Raw genomic sequence first — 21,437 nt, 5'->3', positions numbered from 1 at the left:
GATAACAGATTGCAACATTTCTATAATCCGGCTAATTAGTTGTAGCTAAATTTTCAGAATTGAGCTTTTGCTGACATTCTGGGCATAATCCGTAGACTTCTAAATGACTACTGGTAACTAGATAACCAGTTTGCTGATTGGTGAGTTGAGTGACTTGTTTACTGATACTAGCATATTCATCAGCAAAAACATCGGTAATCTTACCACAATTTTCACAGATAGAGTGAAAGTGGGGAACCCCAAAAAAGTCATAGTGAAGGCTACCGTCCTTATCAGTGCTAGGCAGCTCAATAACGATATCGTTATCGATAAACAATTTTAAAGTGTTATAAACTGTAGCGACACTTAGGTTAGGTAGTTGATCTGCGATTCCTTGATAGATAGTTTCTACGTCTGGATGATTATGGTGAGTGATTAGGTAGTTTAAAATGACTTCTCGCTGTGGGGTAATTCGAATATTACGAGATTTTAACTTGGTAATTACGGCGGCTAGGGTGTGAGCAGCAGATTCCTCGGTCATTAGGCGGAAGCCTCCTTTCAAAAATAGTCGAGCTTGATTAGAATCATTCTAGTCTTTTTAAAATTATTACGCAAATGTTTAAGTTAACTTAAGCTGCCAAGTTAACTCATTAACCGTAGTGAAGCCTGCTTGAGTAAATAAAGTGCTTAATTCTGAGTTAACGGTATTTAACTGGACCTGGATAATTTTGGATTCAAAATGGTCGGTGATAAAGGTAACGGTTCTGTTGAAAACTTCGCTGAAAGCAGCGGTAGAAATATCAGTATACCAAAATGAAATGTTAGTAACTTCTTCGTGAGGATTTTGGATACTGATAAAACCTAAAAAGGTAGGGGCAGCTAGAGTAGAAAATCCCCAGGTTAGCTCTCTTTGAGCCATGACTTGCCTCATAGTATGATTAACAAACGCCACTACCTCTAAAGGTTGTTGGGGGATTTGAATGTTTGTTTGAGCGGTTGGGGAAAGAGAGAACTCGTGAATAATTTCTTTGACTGGAAATTTAGTTAACCAATCCAATTTAAAGTGGGGGGTTAATACTGGATGGAGTTGTTCAAATGATGACATAGGAATCCTTTCTCAGCTGAGTATTTTTGGTATCGTTTTCGTTTCAGCTGTGGCATAATGAAGTTGTTAATTAGCAATGGAGGCGAATAGTTTTGATTGAAAAATTTTTAATCGGTACATATACCCATTCTATTAGTAAAGGAATTTACCAACTGGAGCTAGATACGCAAGCCAAGCAATTGCAAAATTTGCAACTGGTTGCTGAAGCGACTAATCCAACTTATTTGGCTGAGTCTGACGCTCACCGAATCTATTCGGTTGATAAAGTCTTAGGGCCTAACGATGAAGCTCAAGGAGGAGTGTTGGTTTTAGACGATCAAATTCCGGCTAACCAGGTTGACCTACAATTAGATCCTGGTGCTAATCCGGCTTACTTAGCGATTGATGAACCACGGCAGTTGGTTTACACTGCCAATTACCACTTGGGAACGGTTAGTGTCTATCGCATTTTAGCTGATGGAAGCTTAGAATTAACCGATCGTAAAACTGATCAGGGAATGGTTGGTCCTCGCCCAGAACAAGCAGATGGCCCCCATCCTCACTTTGCCAACGTTACTCCTGACGGCCGGTTAGTGGTAGTTGATTTGGGAATCGACAAATTGTTCCTGTACGACATCACCGACGATGGCAAGTTGACCTTAGTTTCCGAATTTGAAATGGAAAGTGGCTTTGGTCCTCGTCATATTACTTTTGACAACCAAAAGGGTGTAGCCTACTTAGTTGGTGAATTAAGTAGCAACCTGGCGGTATTAGAATACAACGAAGAAGCCGCTACCTTTGCCGTTAAGCAAATTATCTCCACTATTCCTGATGATTGGACTGCTCATAATGGCGCCGCTGCAGTTCGTATGTCTAGTGATGGTCGGTTTGTTTACGTCTCTAATCGGGGCAACAACACCATTGCTGTTTTTGAAACTGCTGAGGACGGAATGGTTACTTTGGTACAACGAATTGCTACTGAAGGAGATTTTCCTAGAGACTTCAATTTTAATAGCGACGAACGCTTCGTAATCGTTCCTCATCAAAATAGTGGTAATGCCAGCTTGTTTGAACGAGATGCTCAAACTGGTAAGTTAACCTTGATTCAAAAGGACTTTGCGGTCCCAGAAGGTATTTGTGTCGCTCCTAGAAAATAAATTAATTAAGTAACCAGAAAGGCCGAAACCTTTCTGGTTATTTTTATTATATTACTTTTTGTTAGTAAAACCACGCCAAAAATCTGTTAGCTGGTTAGCTAGTTGGCTGTTATTTATAGTGCGACTGATTTGAGACCAATGCTTAGGAAATAATCGTTGGTAACGAGGAGTATTAAACCGTTGGTCCATTAATACTACTATTCCGCCATCGGTTTCAGTACGAATCAGGCGACCAACTGCCTGGGCCACGTTGTTAAAACCGGGTAATTGGTAGGCATAGGCAAAGCCGTCGCCAACTTGTTCGTCAAAATAATCCCGTAATAGATTCGTTTCTGCGTTTAGTTGGGGTAATCCCACTCCAACGATCCCGACGCCAATTAATTGGGTACCTCGCAAATCAATTCCTTCTGAAAACAGCCCCCCTAATAACGCAAAACCGACTTTGGGTGTTTTCGTGTCGCTAAAAGCGTCCAAAAAAGCTTGGCGTTGATCATCACTCATAGCGGGAGTTTGCCGAATCAGTTGTAAGTGAGGAAATTGGTTGGCAAAAGCAGTGGCCACTTCGTCTAGGTATTTAAACGAGGGGAAAAAGATTAAATAGTTTCCGGGTTTAGCCTGAACCATGGTATTAATGGTGTCACAAATTTGGGGGATACTGTTAGGTCGGTTTTTATATGTGGTTTGAATTTGACTAGCGATAATTACTCGTTGGCGTTGACTATCAAACGGAGAGGGTAATGCTTGTACTCCGCTGTGGTCGGCAAGGCCAAAGAGGCGTTGATAGTACGTAAGGGGACTTAACGTAGCAGAAAACAAGATCGCACTGCGCCCCAGCGCTAAGCTGTCTGCAATTTGTTCACTTGGATCTAAACAGATTTGGCGAAAACGGTACTGTTTGTCTACATAACTTACCTGAGTCTGGTATTTTTCGGGTTGGTAAAAAGTACTGATTAACTGATAGCGGCGGCAATTAAAATAATAATCTAATAAGGTTTGCCAATCAGATTCACCATCCTGCTTAGGCAACCAATCAGCCACAGCATCTATAAACTTAGCAACGGCTTTATTAAAATTAGGAACGTCGGCGGTTTGAAACAGTCGGTGTTCGTCGCTTTCGCGGGCACTGCGTCCATACTTACGAAATGCCCGTTTGAAGGCTTTTAGGGCCTTGACTAACGCTTGGTTGTCACCTGGAGCTTCATTTAACTGATTGATTAGGGGCCAAATGGGCGCTGAAGTGATTTCAGCAGAGTACATTTGCCGAGATCGTTTTACTAGGTTATGGGCTTCATCCACTAGAAAACAGTTATTCTTATCAGGTACCGTGAAAAAACGTTGGAGATGCACTTGCGGATCAAATAAGTAGTTGTAGTCACAGGTGATTACGTCACAAAACAGGCTTACATCTAGTGAATACTCAAATGGATCCACCATATGCTTGCGAGCATATTGCTGAACGATCTCCCGGGTAATCAAAGTTTCGTGTTCAACAATGTCCATGATGGCAGGCCGGATGCGGTCATAATAACCGACCATGTAGGGATTATCTTCTGGGGCTAAGTCTGTCTCTTCTGGCAGGACAATCTTATCCTTAGCGGTTAAGGTGATGGCTTTAAGATTTAATCCGCGTTCAGTCATTAAGGTCAACGCCTGTTCGGCGACCCGTCTGGTACTTTGCTTGGCAGTCAAATAAAAGACCCGAGCAATTAGTTGTTCACCCATTGCTTTGACTGCTGGAAATAAAGTCGAGATGGTTTTCCCGGTTCCAGTAGGAGCCTCAACTAATAGTGGAATTTCTAACAAGATGGATTTATACGTTGAAACCGCTAGTTCGTGTTGGCCTTTGCGATAATGATCAAATGGAAATTGAAGCGCTTGAGCGGTTTGAACTCGATTAGTATTTAACTCTCGGCGTAATTTTAACCATTTTTGATATTCTGTGACTAACTCAGTAAAAAACTGTTGAACTTCTTCGTTAGTTAGTTTTTGTTGGGTAACGGTGGTAACTTCGTTCGGGGTTTGGACGTAGGTCAACTGGAGGGTGATATCAGTTGCTGGATGTTCAGCTAGGTACATGTAGGCGTAAACTTTGGCTTGAGCCCAGTAAAGGTTTAAGGTACCAACCGGCAGTTCCGCAAATAAAACATCCGAAGTTTTGATTTCTTCAATCAACGGGATGTCAGTGGCAGTATCGATGCCATCAGCTCGGCCACTAATTACGTATTGATCGTCGTAGTAATCAATGGTGGTGCTAAGGGCCACTTCTGCTTGGTAAGTTGCTGGCCAACTTTTTTGAATTTTACGGTGGATGCGACCCCCCGCTTGCATACTGTTATCGCTACCTGCGGCGACGTTGAGGTCCCCACTGCGAAACAGAAATTCCACGAGTTGTCTCACGCCAATTTGACTGAGCATGATTAAGACTCCTTTTTAGTTAGGCATCTATTATACTATAAAGTAAATACCAAAAAAGGGGACAGTTAAAAATGATGACGGCAGCTAAGTTACAAGACATTGTAACTATTTTTAAACAATATAATATTCAAATTGAGACCAATGAAATGCTGATTACTAAAATTAATCAACGAGAAGTTGAGTTTGACGCTAACAGCTATATGGTTGAACAATTGATCCAACTAATCACTCGTGTCCTGGCCGATGAAATTAATAAACAAGTTTGGGGCTTATTGAAGTGATTTTAGTTTACGTGGCTAAGTTAATCCCTTATCATTAATATTAATCTCATTGAATTAAGAAAGGTGAATGCAAAAATGACAAAAGAAGCACAGAAGGTTCCTCCGGATAAACAGTTATGGCGTTTATCAACGTCAGAACTAGAACAACAGTTTGAAACGAATTCAGAAAATGGATTGAGTTCCAAAGAAGCAGAACGACGGTTACGTCAAAACGGTCCCAATGAATTGGCAACGGTTAAGAAGAGCAAGTTGCTCCAATTCCTGCTCCAATTTAATAATGCGATTACCTATATTTTAATTGCGGCGGCAATTATCACGTTTGTGATGCGTCACTATTCCGATGCGGCCGTAATCGGGTTCGTAATCGTGGCCAACGCCATTATTGGTTACGTTCAAGAACGGCAAGCCGATAATGCCCTTAGCAAAATCCAAGATTTATTGGTTAGCCAAAACATTGTAGTGCGCGATGGCCATAAAATTGAAGTGGCGGCTAAGGATTTAGTAGTTGGTGATTTGGTTGATTTAGAGGCGGGGGACGCGGTGCCTGCCGATCTGCGGTTGATTGCCGCTGATAACCTCCGAATTCAAGAATCTACCCTAACTGGTGAAAGTAATTCTGTGGAAAAGGGCGAAGATCCAATTGATGCTGATAAAGTAGCGTTGGCAGAACGAGCTAATATGGCTTATGCTTCTACCGCCGTGACTCAGGGTTCTGCGATGGGAATCGTTGTTAAAACTGGGACGGATACGGAAATTGGCTCAATCCAACAAGACGTTTCAGACGTGAAGGAACAAGTTACCCCATTGATGAAAAACTTAAACCGACTGGGGGTTAATTTGTCATTATTTATCGTGGTAGTAGCGGTAGTTCTGTTTATCGCCGGGTTATTTACTAAGATCTATAGTTTACCGACGTTAACGATCGCTATCATCACTATGGTAGTTGGTTCCATTCCTGAAGGATTGCCAGCTTCTACTTCGGTAGTATTAGCCCGTGGGGTTCAAACCATGACCAAGAAAGGGGCCATCGTTAAGAACTTACCAGCGGTGGAAACTTTGGGGGCCGTGGATATTGTTGATACTGACAAAACCGGGACATTAACTAAAAACGAAATGACGGTAACCGACGTGGTGACTGCCAAACATCACTATACTGTTAGTGGTGTGGGCTTTGCGACTGACACCGGAAATGTTGATGGCGAAGTCTTATTAGACGGTCAACCAACTGATTGGCGGGCCGATAGTGATTTCAGCGAACTAGTTGAAATTGCTGGCTTAACCAGTGATGCTGAACTAGTGCAACAAGATGATCAGTGGAGTATTACCGGTGAACCAACCGATGGGGCGTTAACGACGCTGTACCATAAATTAGAAGGGCATGCTCCTGATATTGATGAAATTGATTCCTTGCCGTTTGATTCGGCTTACCGCTATAGTGCGCGGTTAGTTGACGTCGCTGGTCAACGGGAATTAATGGTTAAAGGGGCTCCTGATACCATTTTTGAAATGGTTAAAAAAGCCGATGCCAGCTTTGATGTTACTGGTTGGCAAGCTAAGGTGAAAGAATTAAGTAGTAAGGGGCTCCGAGTAGTAGCGTTAGGCTCTGTTCCGGTCAAGCAAATTGATGAAATTAATCCAGATGAAATTAGTGCTGCAATCCGGTTGAGCGGGGTGGTTGGGATTATTGATCCACCACGTGAAGAAGTGATTCCAGCAATCGCTAACTTACGGAGAGCTGGAGTTCAAGTCAATATGATTACTGGTGATCACCCTGATACCGCTACTGCAATTGCTAAACAATTGGGTCTAGCGGAATCAATTCATGCCATTACCGGACCTGAAATCGACGAACTATCTGATGAAGAGCTAACTAAAGTAATTGGTAAGTATAACGTCTTTGCCAGAACCACGCCAGCCAATAAGTTGAGAATTGTGCGGGCTCAGCAAGCCAATGCTAAAATCGTGGCGATGACTGGTGATGGGGTTAACGATGCGGCCGCCTTGAAGCAGGCTAACATCGGAATTGCCATGGGAATTAAAGGAACCGAAGTGGCTAAGGAAGCTGCTAACATGGTATTGGTTAACGATAGTTTTACTACTATCGTGGACGCCGTGGCAGAAGGTCGACACGTCTTTGATAACATTCAAAAAACTATTCGGTTCCTATTACCAACCAGTTTTGCTGAAGGATTAGTGGTCTTGATTAGTATGATTATGGGTCAAGAACTACCATTATTCCCAACTCAGTTGCTGTGGATAAACACTGTTTCAGCGTTGACGATTCAGTTTGCCTTTATTTTCGAGCCGGCTGAAGATTCAATCATGATTCGAGGTCCTCGGGATGTTACGAAGGGGATTTTGAGTAAATTTGACGTGGTAGAAATTACCTATGTCTCAATTCTAATTGCGTCATTAGGGATTTTCACCTTCGACAGATTCGTCAATTCAGGGGTTCTAACGCCAGTCCTAGCAAGTACCATGACCGTTAACATTATTATCTTTGGTAAGATTTTCTACTTGTTTAACATTCGCAATTCGTACCCTATTTTTTCCAAGCATTTCTTTGAAAATAAGGCTGCGTTTGTGATTATTGCGATCCTGATTGCCTTACAGGCCTTCTTGATCTATGTACCATTTATGCAAGAGATTTTCCATACTGCTGACGTTAACTTCTACTATGGTTGGTGGGTACCGACTGTTTGCGGCTTGATTGTCTTAGCAGTCACCGAAGTAGTCAAATTAACCCGGTTACACATTGCTAAATTACGAGTTAAAAAGAATAAATTAGGGGCATAATTAATGCCAATAAAAAAGCCGGAAGTCATATAACTTCCGGCCTTTTTATTATTCTGTTCGCCAATGTTCAAATTGGTCGATATGATTGCCTAAATAGTTCAACGCGTCTTGGGTTAATACTCCCGTTTCTGCAATTAACTGGTCACCACTAATTTGTTCACTATCACGAAGGTAGCCTTCGCCAATGGCAACGAATTTTTCTTGCCGACCAAAACCATCGTCATCAAACAGGGTATCTAAGCTGTTGAGATCTTCTTTAGCGGTATCGTAAACCCTTTGAGAAACGTTTTCGTTACTGCCTAGAATAGAAGCGGCGTAGGTTATAAGAAATTCATTCATGTCGATCATAATATCTTCGCGTTGCTTTTTAGATTTATTTGCCATATTCATTCACCTCACTCTTATCTTAATGCTTTTTCGACTTTAACTGCAATCAATCAGCTTACTTATGCATCTTAAATTCTAAGTAAAGGTCATTGTATTCTTCGACTTTGGCTTGGCTGAGATTTTTATATACTTGTAGGTGTTTAATGACTGATTCTGGTGGATAAAATGCTTTATCATTTCGGATGCTAGTCGGTAATAATTTATATGCGGCGGTATTGGGAGTCGAATAACCGATGTACTCCGCATTTTGGGCGGCATTTTGCGGCTGACTCATAAAGTTCAAAAAGGCATAGATGGCTTTGAAATGTTTAGCGGTTTTGGGAATTACTAAGTTATCAAACCACATGTTGCTGCCTTCCTTAGGAACCACGTAGTGTAAATGAGGATTTTGATCCATCATTTCCCGGGCTTCTCCGGACCAATCAACGGCTAGCGGGGCTTCACCTTCGGCCATGTACATTTTAATTTCATCCGCCACAATGGCTTTTACGTTGGGAGATAATCGATCTAATTTATCTTTAGCAGCCACTAGTTCTTTAGAATTAGTGGTGTTTACGGAACGGCCTTGCGAAATTAGGCTGAGTCCCATGATGTCTCTAGCAGAATCAATTAACATGATTTGATCTTTGTATTTTGGATTCCATAACTGGTTCCAGTGGGTGACACTATTTTTTTTGATCAGTTGGTCGTTATAAATAATGCCTAACGTTCCCCAAAAGTAGGGCAGGGAATATTGGTTCTGGGGATCAAAACTTTTATTGAGGTAGTCCTTACCGTAGTTGCCAAAACCGGTCAACTTACTGTGATCAAGCTTAATCAATAAATGGTCATCCCGCATTTTTTCAACCATATATTCGCTAGGAATAGTCAAATCATAGCTGGTTCCACCTTGCTTAACCTTGGTATACATGGCTTCGTTGCTGTCGAAGGTTTCGACGTTGACGTGGTAGCCAGTTTCTTTTTGAAACTTGGTTAATAAGTTAGGATCAATATAATCGCCCCAGTTATAAAGGTTTAAAACCTTATCGCCACCGTCACCAGTAGCTTGTTGTAATTGGTGGCTACCATAGGCTAATCCTAAACAAATTAACAGCATTAAGATTAAGGCACTTATAATTTTTTTCAAGGCTAAAGCGCCCCCATTCGTTTGGGTTTAGTTGGCTTGCGATTTTCAATCAGGTAATAAACTACTACTAAAATTAACGAGAAGATGAACATGATGCCAGCAAGAGCATTAATTTCTAGACTAATTCCTTGCCGAGCTCTAGAATAAATTTCTACTGATAGAGTGGTAAAGCCATTACCGGTTACGAAGAAAGTTACGGCGAAATCATCAAGCGAGTAGGTAATTGCCATGAAAAATCCGGCAATAATCCCCGGAGAAATAAACGGCAAAATAATTTGGGACATGGTTTGCCAATTAGAAGCCCCTAAATCTGCCGAGGCATTTATTAACGAAGAACTCATTTCGCCTAGTCGGGGAAGAATCATTAGGACCACAATGGGAATTTCAAAAGCGGTATGGCTTAATAAGACCGACCAGAATCCTAATGGAACTCGTAAGGCCGTAAAGAAAATTAAAAAGCTAGCCCCGATAATAACGTCGGGAGAGACCATTAAGACACTGTTAAAGGAAAGCAGGGTTTGCTTAGTTTGTCGGTGTTTAGCGTTATGAATGGCCATTGCTCCTAAGGTTCCAACGATAGTTGCTAGCGTTGAAGATAGAATAGCAATTAAAATGGTATCCAAAAAAATGGCTAGCATTCGTTTATCACTAAGTAATTCGATGTAATGGACGCCACTTAAATGACCAAAATGATCCATTGTGGTGCCGCTACTAAACGAATAAGCAATTAAAAAGACGATGGGAGCGTATAAAATGACAAAAACGATAATCAAAAACCAATTTTGCCAACGTAAGAGACTTTTTTTCATTTGAAGGTTCCCCCCTTACGGCGCCGGTTGCGGGTGGCTGCCATCACAATCAGCATCGAAATAATCAATACGACCCCAATGGTAGATCCCATCCCCCAGTTCATCGTGGTTAAAAAGTGTTCCTCAACCGCCGTCCCTAAGGTGATAATTTTGTTTCCGCCAATTAAACGCGAAATCATGAAGAGGGAGAGTGAAGGAATGAAGACAATTTGAATGCCAGATTTTACTCCGGGCATAGAAAGGGGCCAGATGACGTGCCAAAAGGTTTGTCGGTTAGTAGCGCCTAAATCCCAACTGGCCTTAATGTAAGAATCACTAATTTCCGTTAACGAATTGTAGATTGGTAGGATCATGAACGGAATTTGAATATAGGCCGCCACCAAAATAAAACTAGTGTTGGTAAATAAAAGTTGATGATATCCCAAGCCTAAAGCGGCTAAACCACTATTAACTAAGCCACCCCGACCAAAGAGGCCAATGAAAGCATAGGCTTTTAATAATAAGTTAATCCAGGTAGGCAAGATGACTAACAAAATCCACAGTTCCCGGTGCTTTAATTTGGTAATGAACCAGGCAGTGGGATAGCTGACTATTAAGGTAATTGCCGTGATTAAAAGGGCGTACCAAACAGAATTGACCGTCATCATGAGATATGTACCCGAGGTAAAAAACTTAGCGTAATTTGCCAGGGTAAATTGATGTTCAACGTTGAAAAAAGAATAGTAGAAAATCAAGGCCATTGGTGCCACCACGAATAACAATAGCCATAGCAAGTAAGGAACGTAGAGAATTGCTTTTCGTTGTTTAGTCATGATCAGACTCCTTATCATCATCTTCATAGCTTTCTAGGCGGTGATTAAAGGTGTCTTCGGTTTCGTTATAGCGCATGACATGCATATCTTTGGGGCCAAATTGTAATCCTACTATGGCATCGTCTTCAGTGGCGTTGGTGGAGTGGATTAGCCATTCGTTACCTTGCTGATCAAAAGCAATAATTTCGTAGTGGTCACCACGGAATAGTTGGGTAGCAACTTTGACTTGAATTTTACCTTTTTCAGCAGTGGTGATAACCAAGTCTTCCGGGCGAATCACTACTTCTACGGGTTCGTTAGGTTGTATCCCCGCGTCGGAACATTCAAATTGGTGTCCCAAAAATGCAACTTGGTAATCTGCAATCATTTTGCCAGGGATAATGTTACTTTCCCCGATGAAGTTAGCCACAAAGTGGTTGATCGGTTCGTCATAAATATCCACCGGATCACCTTCTTGTAAAATTTCGCCTTTGTTCATGACGAAAATATTATCACTCATTGCTAGGGCCTCTTCTTGATCGTGGGTTACAAATAAGAAAGTGATTCCTAGACTTTGCTGTAATTCTCGTAGTTCATATTGCATGTCTTTGCGCAACTTGGCATCTAGCGCCGATAGTGGTTCATCTAGCAATAGAACTTGAGGGCGGTTGACCACCGCTCTAGCGATTGCGATTCGTTGGCGTTGACCACCGGACAATTCGGCAATTTCCCGTTCGCCAAAGTCATCTAATTGAACTAGATGTAAAGCTTCATGAACTCGGTCAGCAATTTCTGCTTTGGGAGTTTTATGAATCTTAAGCCCGTATGCAATATTATCGAACACCGACATATTAGGAAAAAGGGCATAATCTTGAAAAACCGTGTTCAGCTGGCGTTGGTTAGCAGGCAGATCGTTAATTTGTTTCCCGTTAAACAACACTTGACCACTGGTTGACTGGGTAAAACCAGCAATGATTTGTAAGATGGTGGTTTTACCACAACCAGAAGGGCCTAATAAGGTATAAAAATCCCCCTGATTTAGTTGTAAGTTAATATTTTTTAATACGGTTTGGTCGCCGTATTTTTTAGATACATTAATTAATTCAATGATGGGTTGATTCATGTGAACCGAACCTCCAATCTTTAAGCCAATATTAGTTCAATTATAGCATTGTAACTCCGCTAATGCCTAGCAGATCGGTGATTGCTTGCACCTTTAGATTTTAATACTCGCCGTTTAAATTTGGGGGTTGCATTATCGGCCACAAACTTGAAACTTTTCATTTTACCATTGTAAGGTTGACCACTTAAACGAATGGTGAGCCAATGGTTCATGATGTCTATCATGGATTGATTTGCAGCGAGACGGTCTGGAATCCCTTCTTGTTTGGCAGCCGCTAAAATATCGGTTTGTAGTCGGCTCATTAACGAACGGTGGTAAGTAATTAGTTCACTAGTTAACGGAGCGTCTTTGTATTGATTAAACAGTTTTTCGATCTGACGCATGGCGTCTTTAGAATTTTGGGGTTGAAAAAAACGATCTGATTGATTCATAAATCTTCCTTCTTTCGTGAAATATGGTTCAAATTAAAATCGGATAACTGTACAATAGAATGAGAGAATTATAAATAACGGAGGAACCAAAAATGAAACGAATTTTGGCGCTACATACTGGCGGTACCATTTCAATGTCTCAAGATGAAAATGGAGAAGTAACTCCGAACAGTGCAAACCCAATTGCTTCAGCAACCGGGCCACTTAATGACGATATTGAATTAATTAACGAAGAAGTATTTAACTTACCATCACCTCATATTACGCCTAAGCACATGCTTAAAATTAAGCAACGCATTAAACGTGCAGAAGATGAGGGCATTGATGGCGTGGTAGTAACCCACGGAACCGATACCTTGGAAGAGACTGCTTACTTCTTAGATCTTACACTGCCTAATACGATTCCGGTAGTTATGACCGGGGCGATGCGTTCTTCTAACCAAATTGGATCTGATGGCCTGTATAATTTTCAATCAGCCGTGTTGGTAGCTGCTACAGCAGAAGCGTATGGTAAGGGTGTTTTGGTGGTAATGAATGATGAAATTCATACTGCAAGATATGTTACAAAAACCCACACTACAAATGTGGATACTTTCCGGACTCCTACGTTTGGACCAATTGGTTTGATTGTAGAACATAAAGCGGTCTTTTTCCAAGAACTAGTGCAATCTGAAGTCTGCGATATTGATCAGGTAATTGATAATGTCTATCTCTTAGAAGCCTATGCAGGAATGGACAGTTTCTTATTTGACGCCATTGATCGTCCAGAAACTAAAGGTTTGGTCTTAGAAGGAACTGGAGCTGGTAATGTCCCACCTGAAACGTTAGATGGAATTAGTAAATTATTAGCTAATGATATTCCAATTGTTTTGGTCTCACGTTGTTACAACGGGGTAGCTCAAGATATTTACGGTTATGAAGGTGGCGGAATTGAATTAAAGAAAATGGGAGTCACTTTCTGTCGGGGCTTAAACGGACCTAAAGCCCGGATTAAGTTATTAGTTGGGTTAAGTGCCGGTAAAACGGGAGCTGACCTAGTTAACTTCGTTAGTGACGCCATTTCGTAAGGCGGTAACTATTTGAGTGAATTAAAGGAACAATTATTAAAGGCCCAGAAGCGGCGTAAGCTAATCAACGTTTACCAGGTAAATAACGAAGTAGTTTATACTGGTTATGTTAAACGAGTGGGTAGCCAAGCCTTTATTTTAGAAACTTATAATGATAACGGCATCCGAGATGGTGGCGTGTTATTAAAAAATGTGATCGTTGATTTTATCGAAACTGATAGTTTTGATTTGGATCATATGAAGAAACTAATCTTATTTGCGGATAAACAAAAATTACATCATGAAGAAACTGAACTATTATTACCTTCAGCAATGGAACTAACACAGGCGTTGTTAACATTATTGCAAAACCAGCAAATGTTAGCGATGCTAATTACTACTAGGGCTGGTAAAGATGAACAGTACCAAGAAAGTGTGGTTGTAAAATTCGATGACCAACAGATTCTAGTTGATCGAATTGATAAGTATGATTTTCAAAAGCGACGCACGGTAGTTTTGAGAGCTGATGAGGTAGTAGGAATTGAGTTTGGTGGCCAAGAAATGGCCTCACTGACGCCATTGTTATCTCAAATGGTGCCTGCTAATCATGTGGATCCGCAACAATTAGTTTTGACAGATTTACCGGGCCAATTGCAAGAACTAGTTAGTAGTCAGCAATTAGCAATCGTCCAACCTAAAAATAATCGAGAATATTTTTATATTGGCCAATTTTTGGTGGCTAACGCTAGTGAAATGATCATGGCTATGGTTGACGGTAACGGTCAGTTCGGCGGTTATGTTTGGTTCAGATATGACGATATCCAACAAGTTATCACCACCAGTGATTATTTAAGTGTAATTGCAGCGGTGGTGGCTGAAAATAAGAGTTGGCACCGTTTTGCTGCTCCACTATTAAATGCTGATCGCGCATTTGACGCTAATGATAATAACTTTTTACGGATTATTGGTCAAAGTCAGCGCACCCAAGCTGTGATTAGATTCCGCTCCCTAGAAGCTGGTACAATCACCGGGGTTATTAAAAGAATCAATAAACAAAACGCAACGCTTACCGTCTCTACCGTGGATGACGATATTGTGCAGGAAAAAAATATTGGACTAGAAACCATCGTAGAGATGGCATTTGAATACCTAAAAACATATTTAGCTCGATTATAGAAGTGTAAGGGAAGAACATGGCTGATAATAAAAAACCGCATAAAAAATTACCTAAATGGTTAAAAAACACCCTTGAGGTTGTTGGCGCACTAACGATATTCATGGCCGGATATAATTTGATTGGACCGTTAGTTTATCCACAAGGTCGGTATTTTGAATGGTGGACCTTTCCATTTTCGATTATTTTAGCCCTCATTTTTGTGGGATTATGGAGCTATCATGAAGAACGCCAAGCCAAAAAAGCTGAGGAACAAAAATTAAAAGCTGTTAAAATTGAAGCGGAACGTTTAAAGAAACAGCAGGCTTTGGAAGCTCAAACAGAGCAAAGAGCCAAAATTAGAAGACAAAAAAATGCTCAGGCACAAAATCGGCATAAAAAATAAGTCGCTCCCATTATGGGAACGACTTTTTATTTACCGCACGTAGCTAGTGATATTAGCTGTTTCTTCCGCGGTGGGTTTAACTTCCATTGACTTAATATCGTGAAGTCGCTCTACCGACATGTGTAGGTTAAAAGCGAGTTGGGTATCTGCTAATTCGTGTTTCTTTTGAAAGTCGATAATCTCTTCGGCTAGGGTACTAAAATGATCACTCATGTTGTTACCTCCAATTATTAGCATTAAATTCTAATATTATTATACCAATAAATGGAAGATTCAGTTAAAAAAGACTTTGAGAATTAGTTGCTACCCAGATTAATAACTGAAACGCAATGATTACTGCGATGAATAATCCCCAATCAAGATAGTTTAATCTGGTAGGATAACGGTGACTACGACGCTGACCTTCAACAAAGCCATGCGAAGTCATTGCCTCTGCCAAGTTTTCGGACCATGAGATTGAAGCCAAAATGGCTTTGAAGTATAGCTGAGGGGACCAAAAGTGTAGAACTACACCGCGCATTAGTCCAGCGGTTTTAATGGTTTTTACTTGCTCTACTATCTTTGGTAAGAGATTAAAGGCAGCTAACACGCCGTAAGCAAATTTGGCAGGGAGGTGAAAATTCTGTTCTAGGGTTAACGCTAAAGTGGTAAGGTCAGTAGTTTCGGTAAAGATGGCCCCCACCAAAACGTACGCGTAAATCCGAGTGAATAAAATCCAAGCGAAAAGCGGTCCACCGTTACCGTAAAATAATTGAGAAACTAGAAGTCCCGCAGCCGGAAATAAGGGCCAAAAAAACAATTTAAACAGTGATTGCCATTTAATTTTAGTGAACAATAAAATGATCAAGCTGACCCCAATAACTACTAAGTTAACAGTTAGGTTAGTGACAAATGAGATTTCAATGGCAATCCAAATGGTTAGCAGCAATTTTAAACCCGCGTTCATCCTAACACCTCCTGATAAGTTAGTTGGTGGTCTTTAAATAGTACGTGTAAATCGATTAATGGGGCTAAACCAGTAAGTTGGTGACTGATGATAATTTGAGTTTGGTTAAAGAGATGTTTAGCTTGTTGCAGTAGTTCTACCACAATTTTGACTGAGGCAAGATCTAAACCTTTCAGCGGCTCATCCAATAGGAGTACCGGACTGGCCATAATAAGCATCACAATGATTTGGAGTTTTTTCTTTTGCCCCTCACTCAGGGAATATACCACTTGGGTTTCGCGGCCAGCCAACCCTAATTGGTCTAACATCGTTTGAATTTGCACGTCTGAATATTTAAAGTGCCGTCGATATTTTTTAGCTAAGGCTAATTCTTCACCTACTGTAATAGATAAAAATTGGTTTTCGGCGTCTTGAAAGAGAAAACTAACTTCCAAAGCATATGATTTAGCCTTGAGCTTAGCAATATTATGGTCTAAATAAGTGATATTGCCTTGATAGTTAATTAAGTTGGTTAACGCTGCAAAAAGGGTTGATTTACCAATTCCGTTTTCGCCAGTGATCAACGTAGTCTGTCCTTGATAAAAATCAAACTGGGTGGGTGTAATTAATTCTACCCCATGGGGAGCCAAACTGAATTGATTAAGGGTTAGGCAACTGACCAAGGAAGCGTTTGGCAATGAAACGGCTTGGTGAGCGTTAATGTTTTGGTTGAACCGTTCGAATCGTTGTTGCGTTTCCAGCGAGTTTAACTCACTGAGTTGGTGGGTTTGAGGATCGAGTTCAAACACCTGATCAACTACGTCAGCGTAATCACTTAAGTCGTGATCAGCTAAAATAATGGTTTTCTGGTGGTGTAATTGCAGTTGTTTGAGTTTTTCAATTAAGTCTTGTCTAGTATGTGGGTCAATGCTGGCGAAGGGCTCATCCAAAACGATTACCGCTGGATCCATAGCCACGATGCAGGCTAAAGCGACTCGTTGTTTTTCACCGCCGGAAAGGGTGTTTAATAATCTGTTTTTTAGTGATGTTCCCCCGCAAAAATCCAGGGCGTAATCGATTAAATTATTCATTTTCTCCGGTGCTACTTGCATATTCTCAAGCACAAAGGTGAGTTCGTTTTCGACGGTATCCATGGCGAATTGCTGGTTGGGATTTTGAAAGACCATACCGACCAAATGATTTTTTGCCATAGCGGTTAGTGAATTGATTTCTTGGTCGTCAAAGTAAATTTGGCCACTGGCTGGTTGCTCGATGAATTGTGGATACAACCCAGCGATAAATTTTAATAAGGTAGTCTTGCCACTTCCGGATGGACCAATTAACAGGTTAAATTGAGCGCTAGGAAAGGTAAGGTTTAAGTGGCTTAAAGTTGGTTGGTCAGCTTTAGCGTATTGAAATGAAAAATCTGAAAGGGTAACTTGGGTCATTTTAGCACCTACTTAGCGGTTTAGCACTTGACTGCGATCTAACAAATTAGTGATTAAACGGGTTAATAAACCTGCGAATACAAATGTGGAAATTAACCGGGTCACAAATAAACCGATTAACATTAAGGCTCCATATTGATTGTAACCACTACGGAACCAATCCCAGGCGAAGGTAATAATGGTAGTAGACAAAATTGAGGCACTTAAACCTAACCAGTCATAATGTTTATAGCCAGTTAAGGTAAATCCAAGTTCTGAACCAATCCCTTGGACCAACCCAGAAATAAACGCACTAGCTCCCCATTGACCACCTAGAAAAACCTCCACTGCAGAGCCCAAGAACTCACCTAAAAAGGCAGAACCTGGAATCCGGATGATATAACCGGTTAGCGGACCGGCCATGCACCACAGCCCCATTAAAATATCGTTAGCATAGGGCGCCATTCCTAAAGGTGTCAAAGCAACTGTAAGGGCGGTGTATAAGAATCCTGCTCCCCAGAAAATCAAACCGCAAAAAATTGCGATTAAAGCAATTAAAATGATATTACGTAAAGACCAACGTTGTTGTTTCATGACAACAACCTCCAAAATAAATTTCATGCAACCAAAAAGGCGCAGTCCGAGTTAACGAACTGCGCCCACTTCATCTAGCATTATTATCCATTCGGAATACAACGGAATATGCTCCCTTCGCTGGTACTAACCAGATCAGGTTCGATGGGTGTTTCTCAGCCGTTAGGCACCCCAGATAGTTGTATGATACTTGTATTATAACCAACAAACGGAAAGCTGACAAATTATTTCCAAAATTACAAATGGGTTAACACTTCAACATCTGAGTTACAGAATTGCCAGAAGTATTGTTGCTAGCCTTTTTCCATGCTATTTTAGATAAGGTTAAAGGAGAAAACGAAAATGAAAAAACAAGTGATCAAATTATTAGCAACGGTAACTTTTGGTTTAGTTGGTGGCTTTACAGTTAGCCAAGTCAATTCTCAAGCAGCCTATAAAACGGTTAGTATTAAGAAGGTTACTAAAGCGGCTTATCATAAAGCTAGCAATTCAGGGGCCTTTTACAATCAAGCACACACTAAAAAGATTGTAAATCTTAAAACCCATCCTTACACTACATATTACGTTACTAAAGAAGCGGTGATGAAAAACGGCAGTAAGAAAGCGGTTTTCTATTACGCTAAGAGTGCTAGCGGAATTGGTGGTTGGGTGTGGAATAAATACCTAACAAAGGGCAAATCACCATTTGGGTTAAAATATGCTAAGTCATATTTGGCTATGGATGCGAAAACCGGAGAAGTATTAGCTTCTCATAATGGCAATACACAACGGTTAGTGGCCTCAACTGGTAAGCTAATGACCATTTATTTAGCAGTTCAAAAAGCTGAAAAAGAAAATGCTTGGAACAAGACAGTTTCCGTAGCTGGTTCTGGATTACGATCAATGGGCTTAAGCTCAGCCGTTGGAGGATTTCAATTTAAGACTGGACATAAGTACACCGTTAAACAATTGTACGATGCAGCCTTGATTGAATCATCTAATAATGCGGCCATCGCATTGGGACGCTGGGTTTCAGGTAGTAACGCTAAATTTATCAAAAAGATGAATGCTCAAGCTGCCGCTTGGGGATTAAGCAGCAAAACTAAGTTTGTTTCAGCTTCCGGATTAGAAAATGACGATTTAAGTCCTTATGGTTACTGGGCAAGTGGTAGTTACACTGCGGGGAACGAAGTATCTGCTAAGGATTTGGCTACCATTGCACGTAAACTGATTAACGATTATCCAGATGTGTTGAAGCAATCTAAGCTAACTTCAATGAAGACCGACGGCCAAACATTGACAAATGCTAATCGGTTGCTGAAGGGGAAGACGTATTACTCTAGTGATCTAAATGTAGACGGATTGAAGACGGGATACACTCCTCGCGCTGGCTTGTGCTTGGTAGCTACTTCCCAAAAAGCGGGTAAGCACCGGTTAATTACGGTGGTCTTAAATGATCAAAACGAATTTACCGAAACTAATTCATTGATGAAGCACGTTTATAAGACGGCGGATGTGTATAAGTAAACACTGAATCTTTCAAGAATTAGTAATTGCTGACTTGAAGAACACCAATCAATAATTACAATCAAAAACTCAGTTGGAGATGAATAATCTGCAACTGAGTTTTTTTATTATTTAAATTAACGAATAAGGTTTAGCCCATTTACTTATTGGTCAAAAACAAGCTTTTCTTGTATGCTGGTGTGGAAAGAAGGGATGCTAAATGACTGTTTTTGCTAGTGATATGGATGGGACTTTTTTAAATGATCAAGGTGGGTTTGACGAACCGCTAGTACAACAATTGTTAGACCAAATGAAGACTAATGGCGATCATTTAGTGGTAGCTAGTAGTAATCATTATGAGCATTTACAGCAACTATTTGCTAACGTAATTGGTCCGATTTCTTACGTTTCTAACAACGGCGCTCATGTAGTGAATGAAACCGGCCAGTCTATTTCCCAACAACTGTTGCCAACTAAACTGTGGCATGAAATAGTTCGATGGTTAACAACTACATATCCGCAAGCAGCAATTATTGTGGTGACAACAGACCAAACTTTTTCTAATCAGCCCAAGGACAGTAACCGCCTGTTAGCGGCTCGTTATTTTTACGCGAACTTACAGGCGGCAGACTTAATGACCATTGATCAACCAGCGTATAAATTGGACGTAACATGGCCAGAAGCGGACGTGTTCGAATATAAGCAGGCCATTTTAAATCAATTCGGTGACCAAGTAGAAGCCGTCATGAGTGGGATGAATGGAATTGACATCATGTTACCAGGAATCAGTAAGTTAGCCGGAATTCAACGCTTATTAGATAATTGGCAGCTAACCGTTGATCAATTAGTGGCATTTGGGGATAACGATAATGATTATGCCATGCTAGCCGCCGCTAAGCAGGGATGGGCAATGAAAAACGCTGCTCCAAATCTATTAACTCGGATTTCTCAAGTAACCCCACTGGATAATGACCATGGCGGTGTTCAGCACATTATTCAGCACCTACTTTAAAAGAAAGTTCTGGTGTGGATAAAGAGATAGTAACCGAGTTAAATTAAATCTTAGTACCGTCCGCTTCTCATTAGGCATCGTGGAGCGGAATCGGTAGGTTAATTCGGTGGTATCACAAATAGACTGATAATGAGTAAAATTGTAGTTTGCATGCTCTAACATATCATTTGTAAAGGGAATAGCTACTTGATCTAGTAAGTTAAATAACCAGTTAGTAGCTTCGTGATGATTAAGTGGTTGGCTGGTTCCTAATTTAGCAATGGCTGCATATAAAAACCTTGTAGTGGGGGTATTAGTTGCCGTTGGAATTTCATTAGCTAATACTCGTTGTTTAGCGCTTGCCTTTAAGGCGGCTAACCCATTATTGGTATTTAATTCAGTAGTCAAATTAGCCACGTGTGTGGGATAGTCAGGAGAGTTGGTCAATACGCCCAGTTCCGAATTAACAACTAACCGGCCATCCTTAGTAGACTCAATAATTAAGCATTCTCCATTTTTATCACTAATTATCCAGTGAAAACTAAAAATTTTATCGCCAACTAGCCAAGGACGAGCCACTAATTCAATATTAGCTAAATCAGCTTCTACTGCTGAGACGCTATCGTGTTCGAAAAGAACCCAGAAAATCAAATCTTGAGGGGTTAGGTTTAATTTGGTGGTAGAAAGGTTGGATTGATAGACTGCCCGAATGGGAAATTGTAATTCAGCACAAGCTAGTCCGGCCGAGTTGACTCCATCCGCCATTACGAAGCGATTTGCTACTTGACGGCCCCCACCGATAAATGGAAATGAGATGGAGCGTTCGGTTGCTAATGCGGGTTGCCATGTTAGTTGGTTCATTAAAATTACGTGCCAGTCTTCAGCCACTGGAACATCCATGGTTCTGGCTAGAAATTGATGTTGATCTAAACTACTTAAGGTTAAGCTGGTACACACTTTATCCACCTTCAATCTGCTTTATTTTTCAATTAACTCTAAAATAGTGTAAACTAGACTTATTGACAAGGAAA

Annotated in this window: 22 protein-coding genes and 1 riboswitch; of the genes, 8 read left to right on the top strand and 14 right to left on the bottom strand. The window is 40.8% G+C overall.

The features are described from left to right. Nucleotides 1-31: 31 nt before the first annotated feature. Both FC56_RS07455 and FC56_RS07450 read right to left on the bottom strand, forming a co-directional pair. Nucleotides 32-520 carry a Fur family transcriptional regulator gene (locus tag FC56_RS07455; protein WP_056978723.1) on the bottom strand — a complete coding sequence of 163 codons (489 nt, stop codon included), beginning with the start codon at nucleotides 518-520 and terminating at the stop codon, nucleotides 32-34. Between the two features lie 78 nt (nucleotides 521-598). Beyond that, nucleotides 599-1,084, bottom strand: a complete 486-nt coding sequence (locus FC56_RS07450) for a hypothetical protein (RefSeq protein WP_056978720.1) — start codon at nucleotides 1,082-1,084, stop codon at nucleotides 599-601. Between the two features lie 92 nt (nucleotides 1,085-1,176). On the opposite strand from FC56_RS07450, the gene FC56_RS07445 reads away from it, so the two are divergent. Continuing rightward, nucleotides 1,177-2,220, top strand: a complete 1,044-nt coding sequence (locus tag FC56_RS07445) for a lactonase family protein (RefSeq protein WP_056978719.1) — start codon at nucleotides 1,177-1,179, stop codon at nucleotides 2,218-2,220. Between the two features lie 51 nt (nucleotides 2,221-2,271). On the opposite strand, the gene FC56_RS07440 is transcribed toward FC56_RS07445, so the two are convergent. Next, nucleotides 2,272-4,638, bottom strand: coding sequence for an ATP-dependent DNA helicase (locus FC56_RS07440; protein ID WP_056978717.1), 2,367 nt, complete (start codon nucleotides 4,636-4,638; stop codon nucleotides 2,272-2,274). Between the two features lie 68 nt (nucleotides 4,639-4,706). On the opposite strand from FC56_RS07440, the gene FC56_RS07435 reads away from it, so the two are divergent. Together FC56_RS07435 and FC56_RS07430 are read left to right on the top strand one after the other, a co-directional pair. Then, complete coding sequence (locus FC56_RS07435) at nucleotides 4,707-4,916, top strand: hypothetical protein (RefSeq protein WP_056978715.1); 210 nt, start codon at nucleotides 4,707-4,709, stop codon at nucleotides 4,914-4,916. A 75-nt stretch (nucleotides 4,917-4,991) separates the two neighbouring features. Beyond that, nucleotides 4,992-7,712 (top strand): HAD-IC family P-type ATPase, encoded by a 2,721-nt coding sequence (locus FC56_RS07430; protein ID WP_056978714.1) that lies wholly within the window; start codon nucleotides 4,992-4,994, stop codon nucleotides 7,710-7,712. Between the two features lie 48 nt (nucleotides 7,713-7,760). Here the strand turns inward: FC56_RS07430 and FC56_RS07425 are convergent, their stop codons facing one another. Genes FC56_RS07425 through FC56_RS07400 form a run of 6 tightly spaced genes read right to left on the bottom strand, consistent with a single transcriptional unit; the run spans nucleotide 7,761 to nucleotide 12,379 of the window. Then, nucleotides 7,761-8,096, bottom strand: a complete 336-nt coding sequence (locus FC56_RS07425; RefSeq protein ID WP_054670444.1) for a hypothetical protein — start codon at nucleotides 8,094-8,096, stop codon at nucleotides 7,761-7,763. A 58-nt stretch (nucleotides 8,097-8,154) separates the two neighbouring features. Next, nucleotides 8,155-9,225: an ABC transporter substrate-binding protein gene (locus FC56_RS07420; protein ID WP_056978712.1), complete on the bottom strand. Its 1,071-nt coding sequence runs from the start codon at nucleotides 9,223-9,225 to the stop codon at nucleotides 8,155-8,157. Between the two features lie 2 nt (nucleotides 9,226-9,227). After that, on the bottom strand, nucleotides 9,228-10,034 hold the full coding sequence (locus FC56_RS07415; RefSeq protein WP_056978709.1) for an ABC transporter permease: 807 nt from the start codon (nucleotides 10,032-10,034) through the stop codon (nucleotides 9,228-9,230). Then, a complete protein-coding gene (locus FC56_RS07410) occupies nucleotides 10,031-10,846 on the bottom strand; it encodes an ABC transporter permease (protein WP_056978708.1) in 816 nt (271 codons plus the stop codon). Before FC56_RS07410 ends, FC56_RS07415 begins: the two co-directional genes overlap by 4 nt. Next, nucleotides 10,839-11,948, bottom strand: a complete 1,110-nt coding sequence (locus FC56_RS07405; protein ID WP_056978706.1) for an ABC transporter ATP-binding protein — start codon at nucleotides 11,946-11,948, stop codon at nucleotides 10,839-10,841. Before FC56_RS07405 ends, FC56_RS07410 begins: the two co-directional genes overlap by 8 nt. 59 nt (nucleotides 11,949-12,007) lie before the next feature. Continuing rightward, nucleotides 12,008-12,379: a hypothetical protein gene (locus FC56_RS07400; protein WP_056978703.1), complete on the bottom strand. Its 372-nt coding sequence runs from the start codon at nucleotides 12,377-12,379 to the stop codon at nucleotides 12,008-12,010. A gap of 92 nt (nucleotides 12,380-12,471) precedes the next feature. On the opposite strand from FC56_RS07400, the gene FC56_RS07395 reads away from it, so the two are divergent. The 3 genes from FC56_RS07395 to FC56_RS07385 are packed head-to-tail and all read left to right on the top strand — an operon-like array spanning nucleotide 12,472 to nucleotide 14,984. Further along, nucleotides 12,472-13,446, top strand: a complete 975-nt coding sequence (locus FC56_RS07395) for an asparaginase (protein ID WP_054670451.1) — start codon at nucleotides 12,472-12,474, stop codon at nucleotides 13,444-13,446. A 12-nt stretch (nucleotides 13,447-13,458) separates the two neighbouring features. Continuing rightward, nucleotides 13,459-14,601 (top strand): hypothetical protein, encoded by a 1,143-nt coding sequence (locus tag FC56_RS07390; RefSeq protein ID WP_056978701.1) that lies wholly within the window; start codon nucleotides 13,459-13,461, stop codon nucleotides 14,599-14,601. Nucleotides 14,602-14,618: 17 nt separating this feature from the next. Continuing rightward, on the top strand, nucleotides 14,619-14,984 hold the full coding sequence (locus tag FC56_RS07385; protein WP_054670459.1) for a hypothetical protein: 366 nt from the start codon (nucleotides 14,619-14,621) through the stop codon (nucleotides 14,982-14,984). 30 nt (nucleotides 14,985-15,014) lie between these two features. On the opposite strand, the gene FC56_RS07380 is transcribed toward FC56_RS07385, so the two are convergent. The 4 genes from FC56_RS07380 to FC56_RS07365 all read right to left on the bottom strand — a co-directional run bounded on the left by FC56_RS07380 (nucleotide 15,015) and on the right by FC56_RS07365 (nucleotide 17,930). Continuing rightward, nucleotides 15,015-15,197 carry an LBP_cg2779 family protein gene (locus FC56_RS07380; RefSeq protein WP_054670463.1) on the bottom strand — a complete coding sequence of 61 codons (183 nt, stop codon included), beginning with the start codon at nucleotides 15,195-15,197 and terminating at the stop codon, nucleotides 15,015-15,017. Nucleotides 15,198-15,261: 64 nt separating this feature from the next. Beyond that, nucleotides 15,262-15,930, bottom strand: a complete 669-nt coding sequence (locus FC56_RS07375; RefSeq protein ID WP_056978699.1) for an energy-coupling factor transporter transmembrane component T family protein — start codon at nucleotides 15,928-15,930, stop codon at nucleotides 15,262-15,264. Beyond that, nucleotides 15,927-17,357 (bottom strand): ABC transporter ATP-binding protein, encoded by a 1,431-nt coding sequence (locus FC56_RS07370; protein ID WP_056978697.1) that lies wholly within the window; start codon nucleotides 17,355-17,357, stop codon nucleotides 15,927-15,929. The genes FC56_RS07375 and FC56_RS07370 overlap by 4 nt, the downstream gene beginning before the upstream one ends. 12 nt (nucleotides 17,358-17,369) lie before the next feature. Then, nucleotides 17,370-17,930 (bottom strand): ECF transporter S component, encoded by a 561-nt coding sequence (locus FC56_RS07365; protein WP_056978695.1) that lies wholly within the window; start codon nucleotides 17,928-17,930, stop codon nucleotides 17,370-17,372. A gap of 94 nt (nucleotides 17,931-18,024) precedes the next feature. After that, nucleotides 18,025-18,114: riboswitch (TPP riboswitch) on the bottom strand. Between the two features lie 158 nt (nucleotides 18,115-18,272). Here FC56_RS07365 and FC56_RS07360 point away from each other — a divergent pair. After that, nucleotides 18,273-19,436 (top strand): D-alanyl-D-alanine carboxypeptidase family protein, encoded by a 1,164-nt coding sequence (locus FC56_RS07360; protein ID WP_056978693.1) that lies wholly within the window; start codon nucleotides 18,273-18,275, stop codon nucleotides 19,434-19,436. A 199-nt stretch (nucleotides 19,437-19,635) separates the two neighbouring features. After that, nucleotides 19,636-20,427 (top strand): Cof-type HAD-IIB family hydrolase, encoded by a 792-nt coding sequence (locus tag FC56_RS07355; RefSeq protein ID WP_056978691.1) that lies wholly within the window; start codon nucleotides 19,636-19,638, stop codon nucleotides 20,425-20,427. On the opposite strand, the gene FC56_RS07350 is transcribed toward FC56_RS07355, so the two are convergent. Then, nucleotides 20,419-21,363, bottom strand: coding sequence for a linear amide C-N hydrolase (locus FC56_RS07350; RefSeq protein WP_056978689.1), 945 nt, complete (start codon nucleotides 21,361-21,363; stop codon nucleotides 20,419-20,421). The two genes, FC56_RS07355 and FC56_RS07350, sit on opposite strands and share 9 nt — an antisense overlap. Nucleotides 21,364-21,437 lie beyond the last annotated feature (74 nt).

This window comes from Lentilactobacillus senioris DSM 24302 = JCM 17472 (assembly GCF_001436555.1).
In the GTDB taxonomy this organism is placed as follows: domain Bacteria; phylum Bacillota; class Bacilli; order Lactobacillales; family Lactobacillaceae; genus Lentilactobacillus; species Lentilactobacillus senioris.
This window is presented reverse-complemented; position numbering and strand designations above follow the sequence as displayed.

Coding starts and splice junctions, on each gene's coding strand:
- FC56_RS07455 (WP_056978723.1), bottom strand. CDS start 520: ATGACCGAGGAATCTGCTGCTCACACCCTAGCCGCCGTAATTACCAAG.
- FC56_RS07450 (WP_056978720.1), bottom strand. CDS start 1,084: ATGTCATCATTTGAACAACTCCATCCAGTATTAACCCCCCACTTTAAA.
- FC56_RS07435 (WP_056978715.1), top strand. CDS start 4,707: ATGATGACGGCAGCTAAGTTACAAGACATTGTAACTATTTTTAAACAA.
- FC56_RS07430 (WP_056978714.1), top strand. CDS start 4,992: ATGACAAAAGAAGCACAGAAGGTTCCTCCGGATAAACAGTTATGGCGT.
- FC56_RS07425 (WP_054670444.1), bottom strand. CDS start 8,096: ATGGCAAATAAATCTAAAAAGCAACGCGAAGATATTATGATCGACATG.
- FC56_RS07415 (WP_056978709.1), bottom strand. CDS start 10,034: ATGAAAAAAAGTCTCTTACGTTGGCAAAATTGGTTTTTGATTATCGTT.
- FC56_RS07410 (WP_056978708.1), bottom strand. CDS start 10,846: ATGACTAAACAACGAAAAGCAATTCTCTACGTTCCTTACTTGCTATGG.
- FC56_RS07405 (WP_056978706.1), bottom strand. CDS start 11,948: ATGAATCAACCCATCATTGAATTAATTAATGTATCTAAAAAATACGGC.
- FC56_RS07400 (WP_056978703.1), bottom strand. CDS start 12,379: ATGAATCAATCAGATCGTTTTTTTCAACCCCAAAATTCTAAAGACGCC.
- FC56_RS07395 (WP_054670451.1), top strand. CDS start 12,472: ATGAAACGAATTTTGGCGCTACATACTGGCGGTACCATTTCAATGTCT.
- FC56_RS07385 (WP_054670459.1), top strand. CDS start 14,619: ATGGCTGATAATAAAAAACCGCATAAAAAATTACCTAAATGGTTAAAA.
- FC56_RS07380 (WP_054670463.1), bottom strand. CDS start 15,197: ATGAGTGATCATTTTAGTACCCTAGCCGAAGAGATTATCGACTTTCAA.
- FC56_RS07375 (WP_056978699.1), bottom strand. CDS start 15,930: ATGAACGCGGGTTTAAAATTGCTGCTAACCATTTGGATTGCCATTGAA.
- FC56_RS07370 (WP_056978697.1), bottom strand. CDS start 17,357: ATGACCCAAGTTACCCTTTCAGATTTTTCATTTCAATACGCTAAAGCT.
- FC56_RS07365 (WP_056978695.1), bottom strand. CDS start 17,930: ATGAAACAACAACGTTGGTCTTTACGTAATATCATTTTAATTGCTTTA.
- FC56_RS07360 (WP_056978693.1), top strand. CDS start 18,273: ATGAAAAAACAAGTGATCAAATTATTAGCAACGGTAACTTTTGGTTTA.
- FC56_RS07355 (WP_056978691.1), top strand. CDS start 19,636: ATGACTGTTTTTGCTAGTGATATGGATGGGACTTTTTTAAATGATCAA.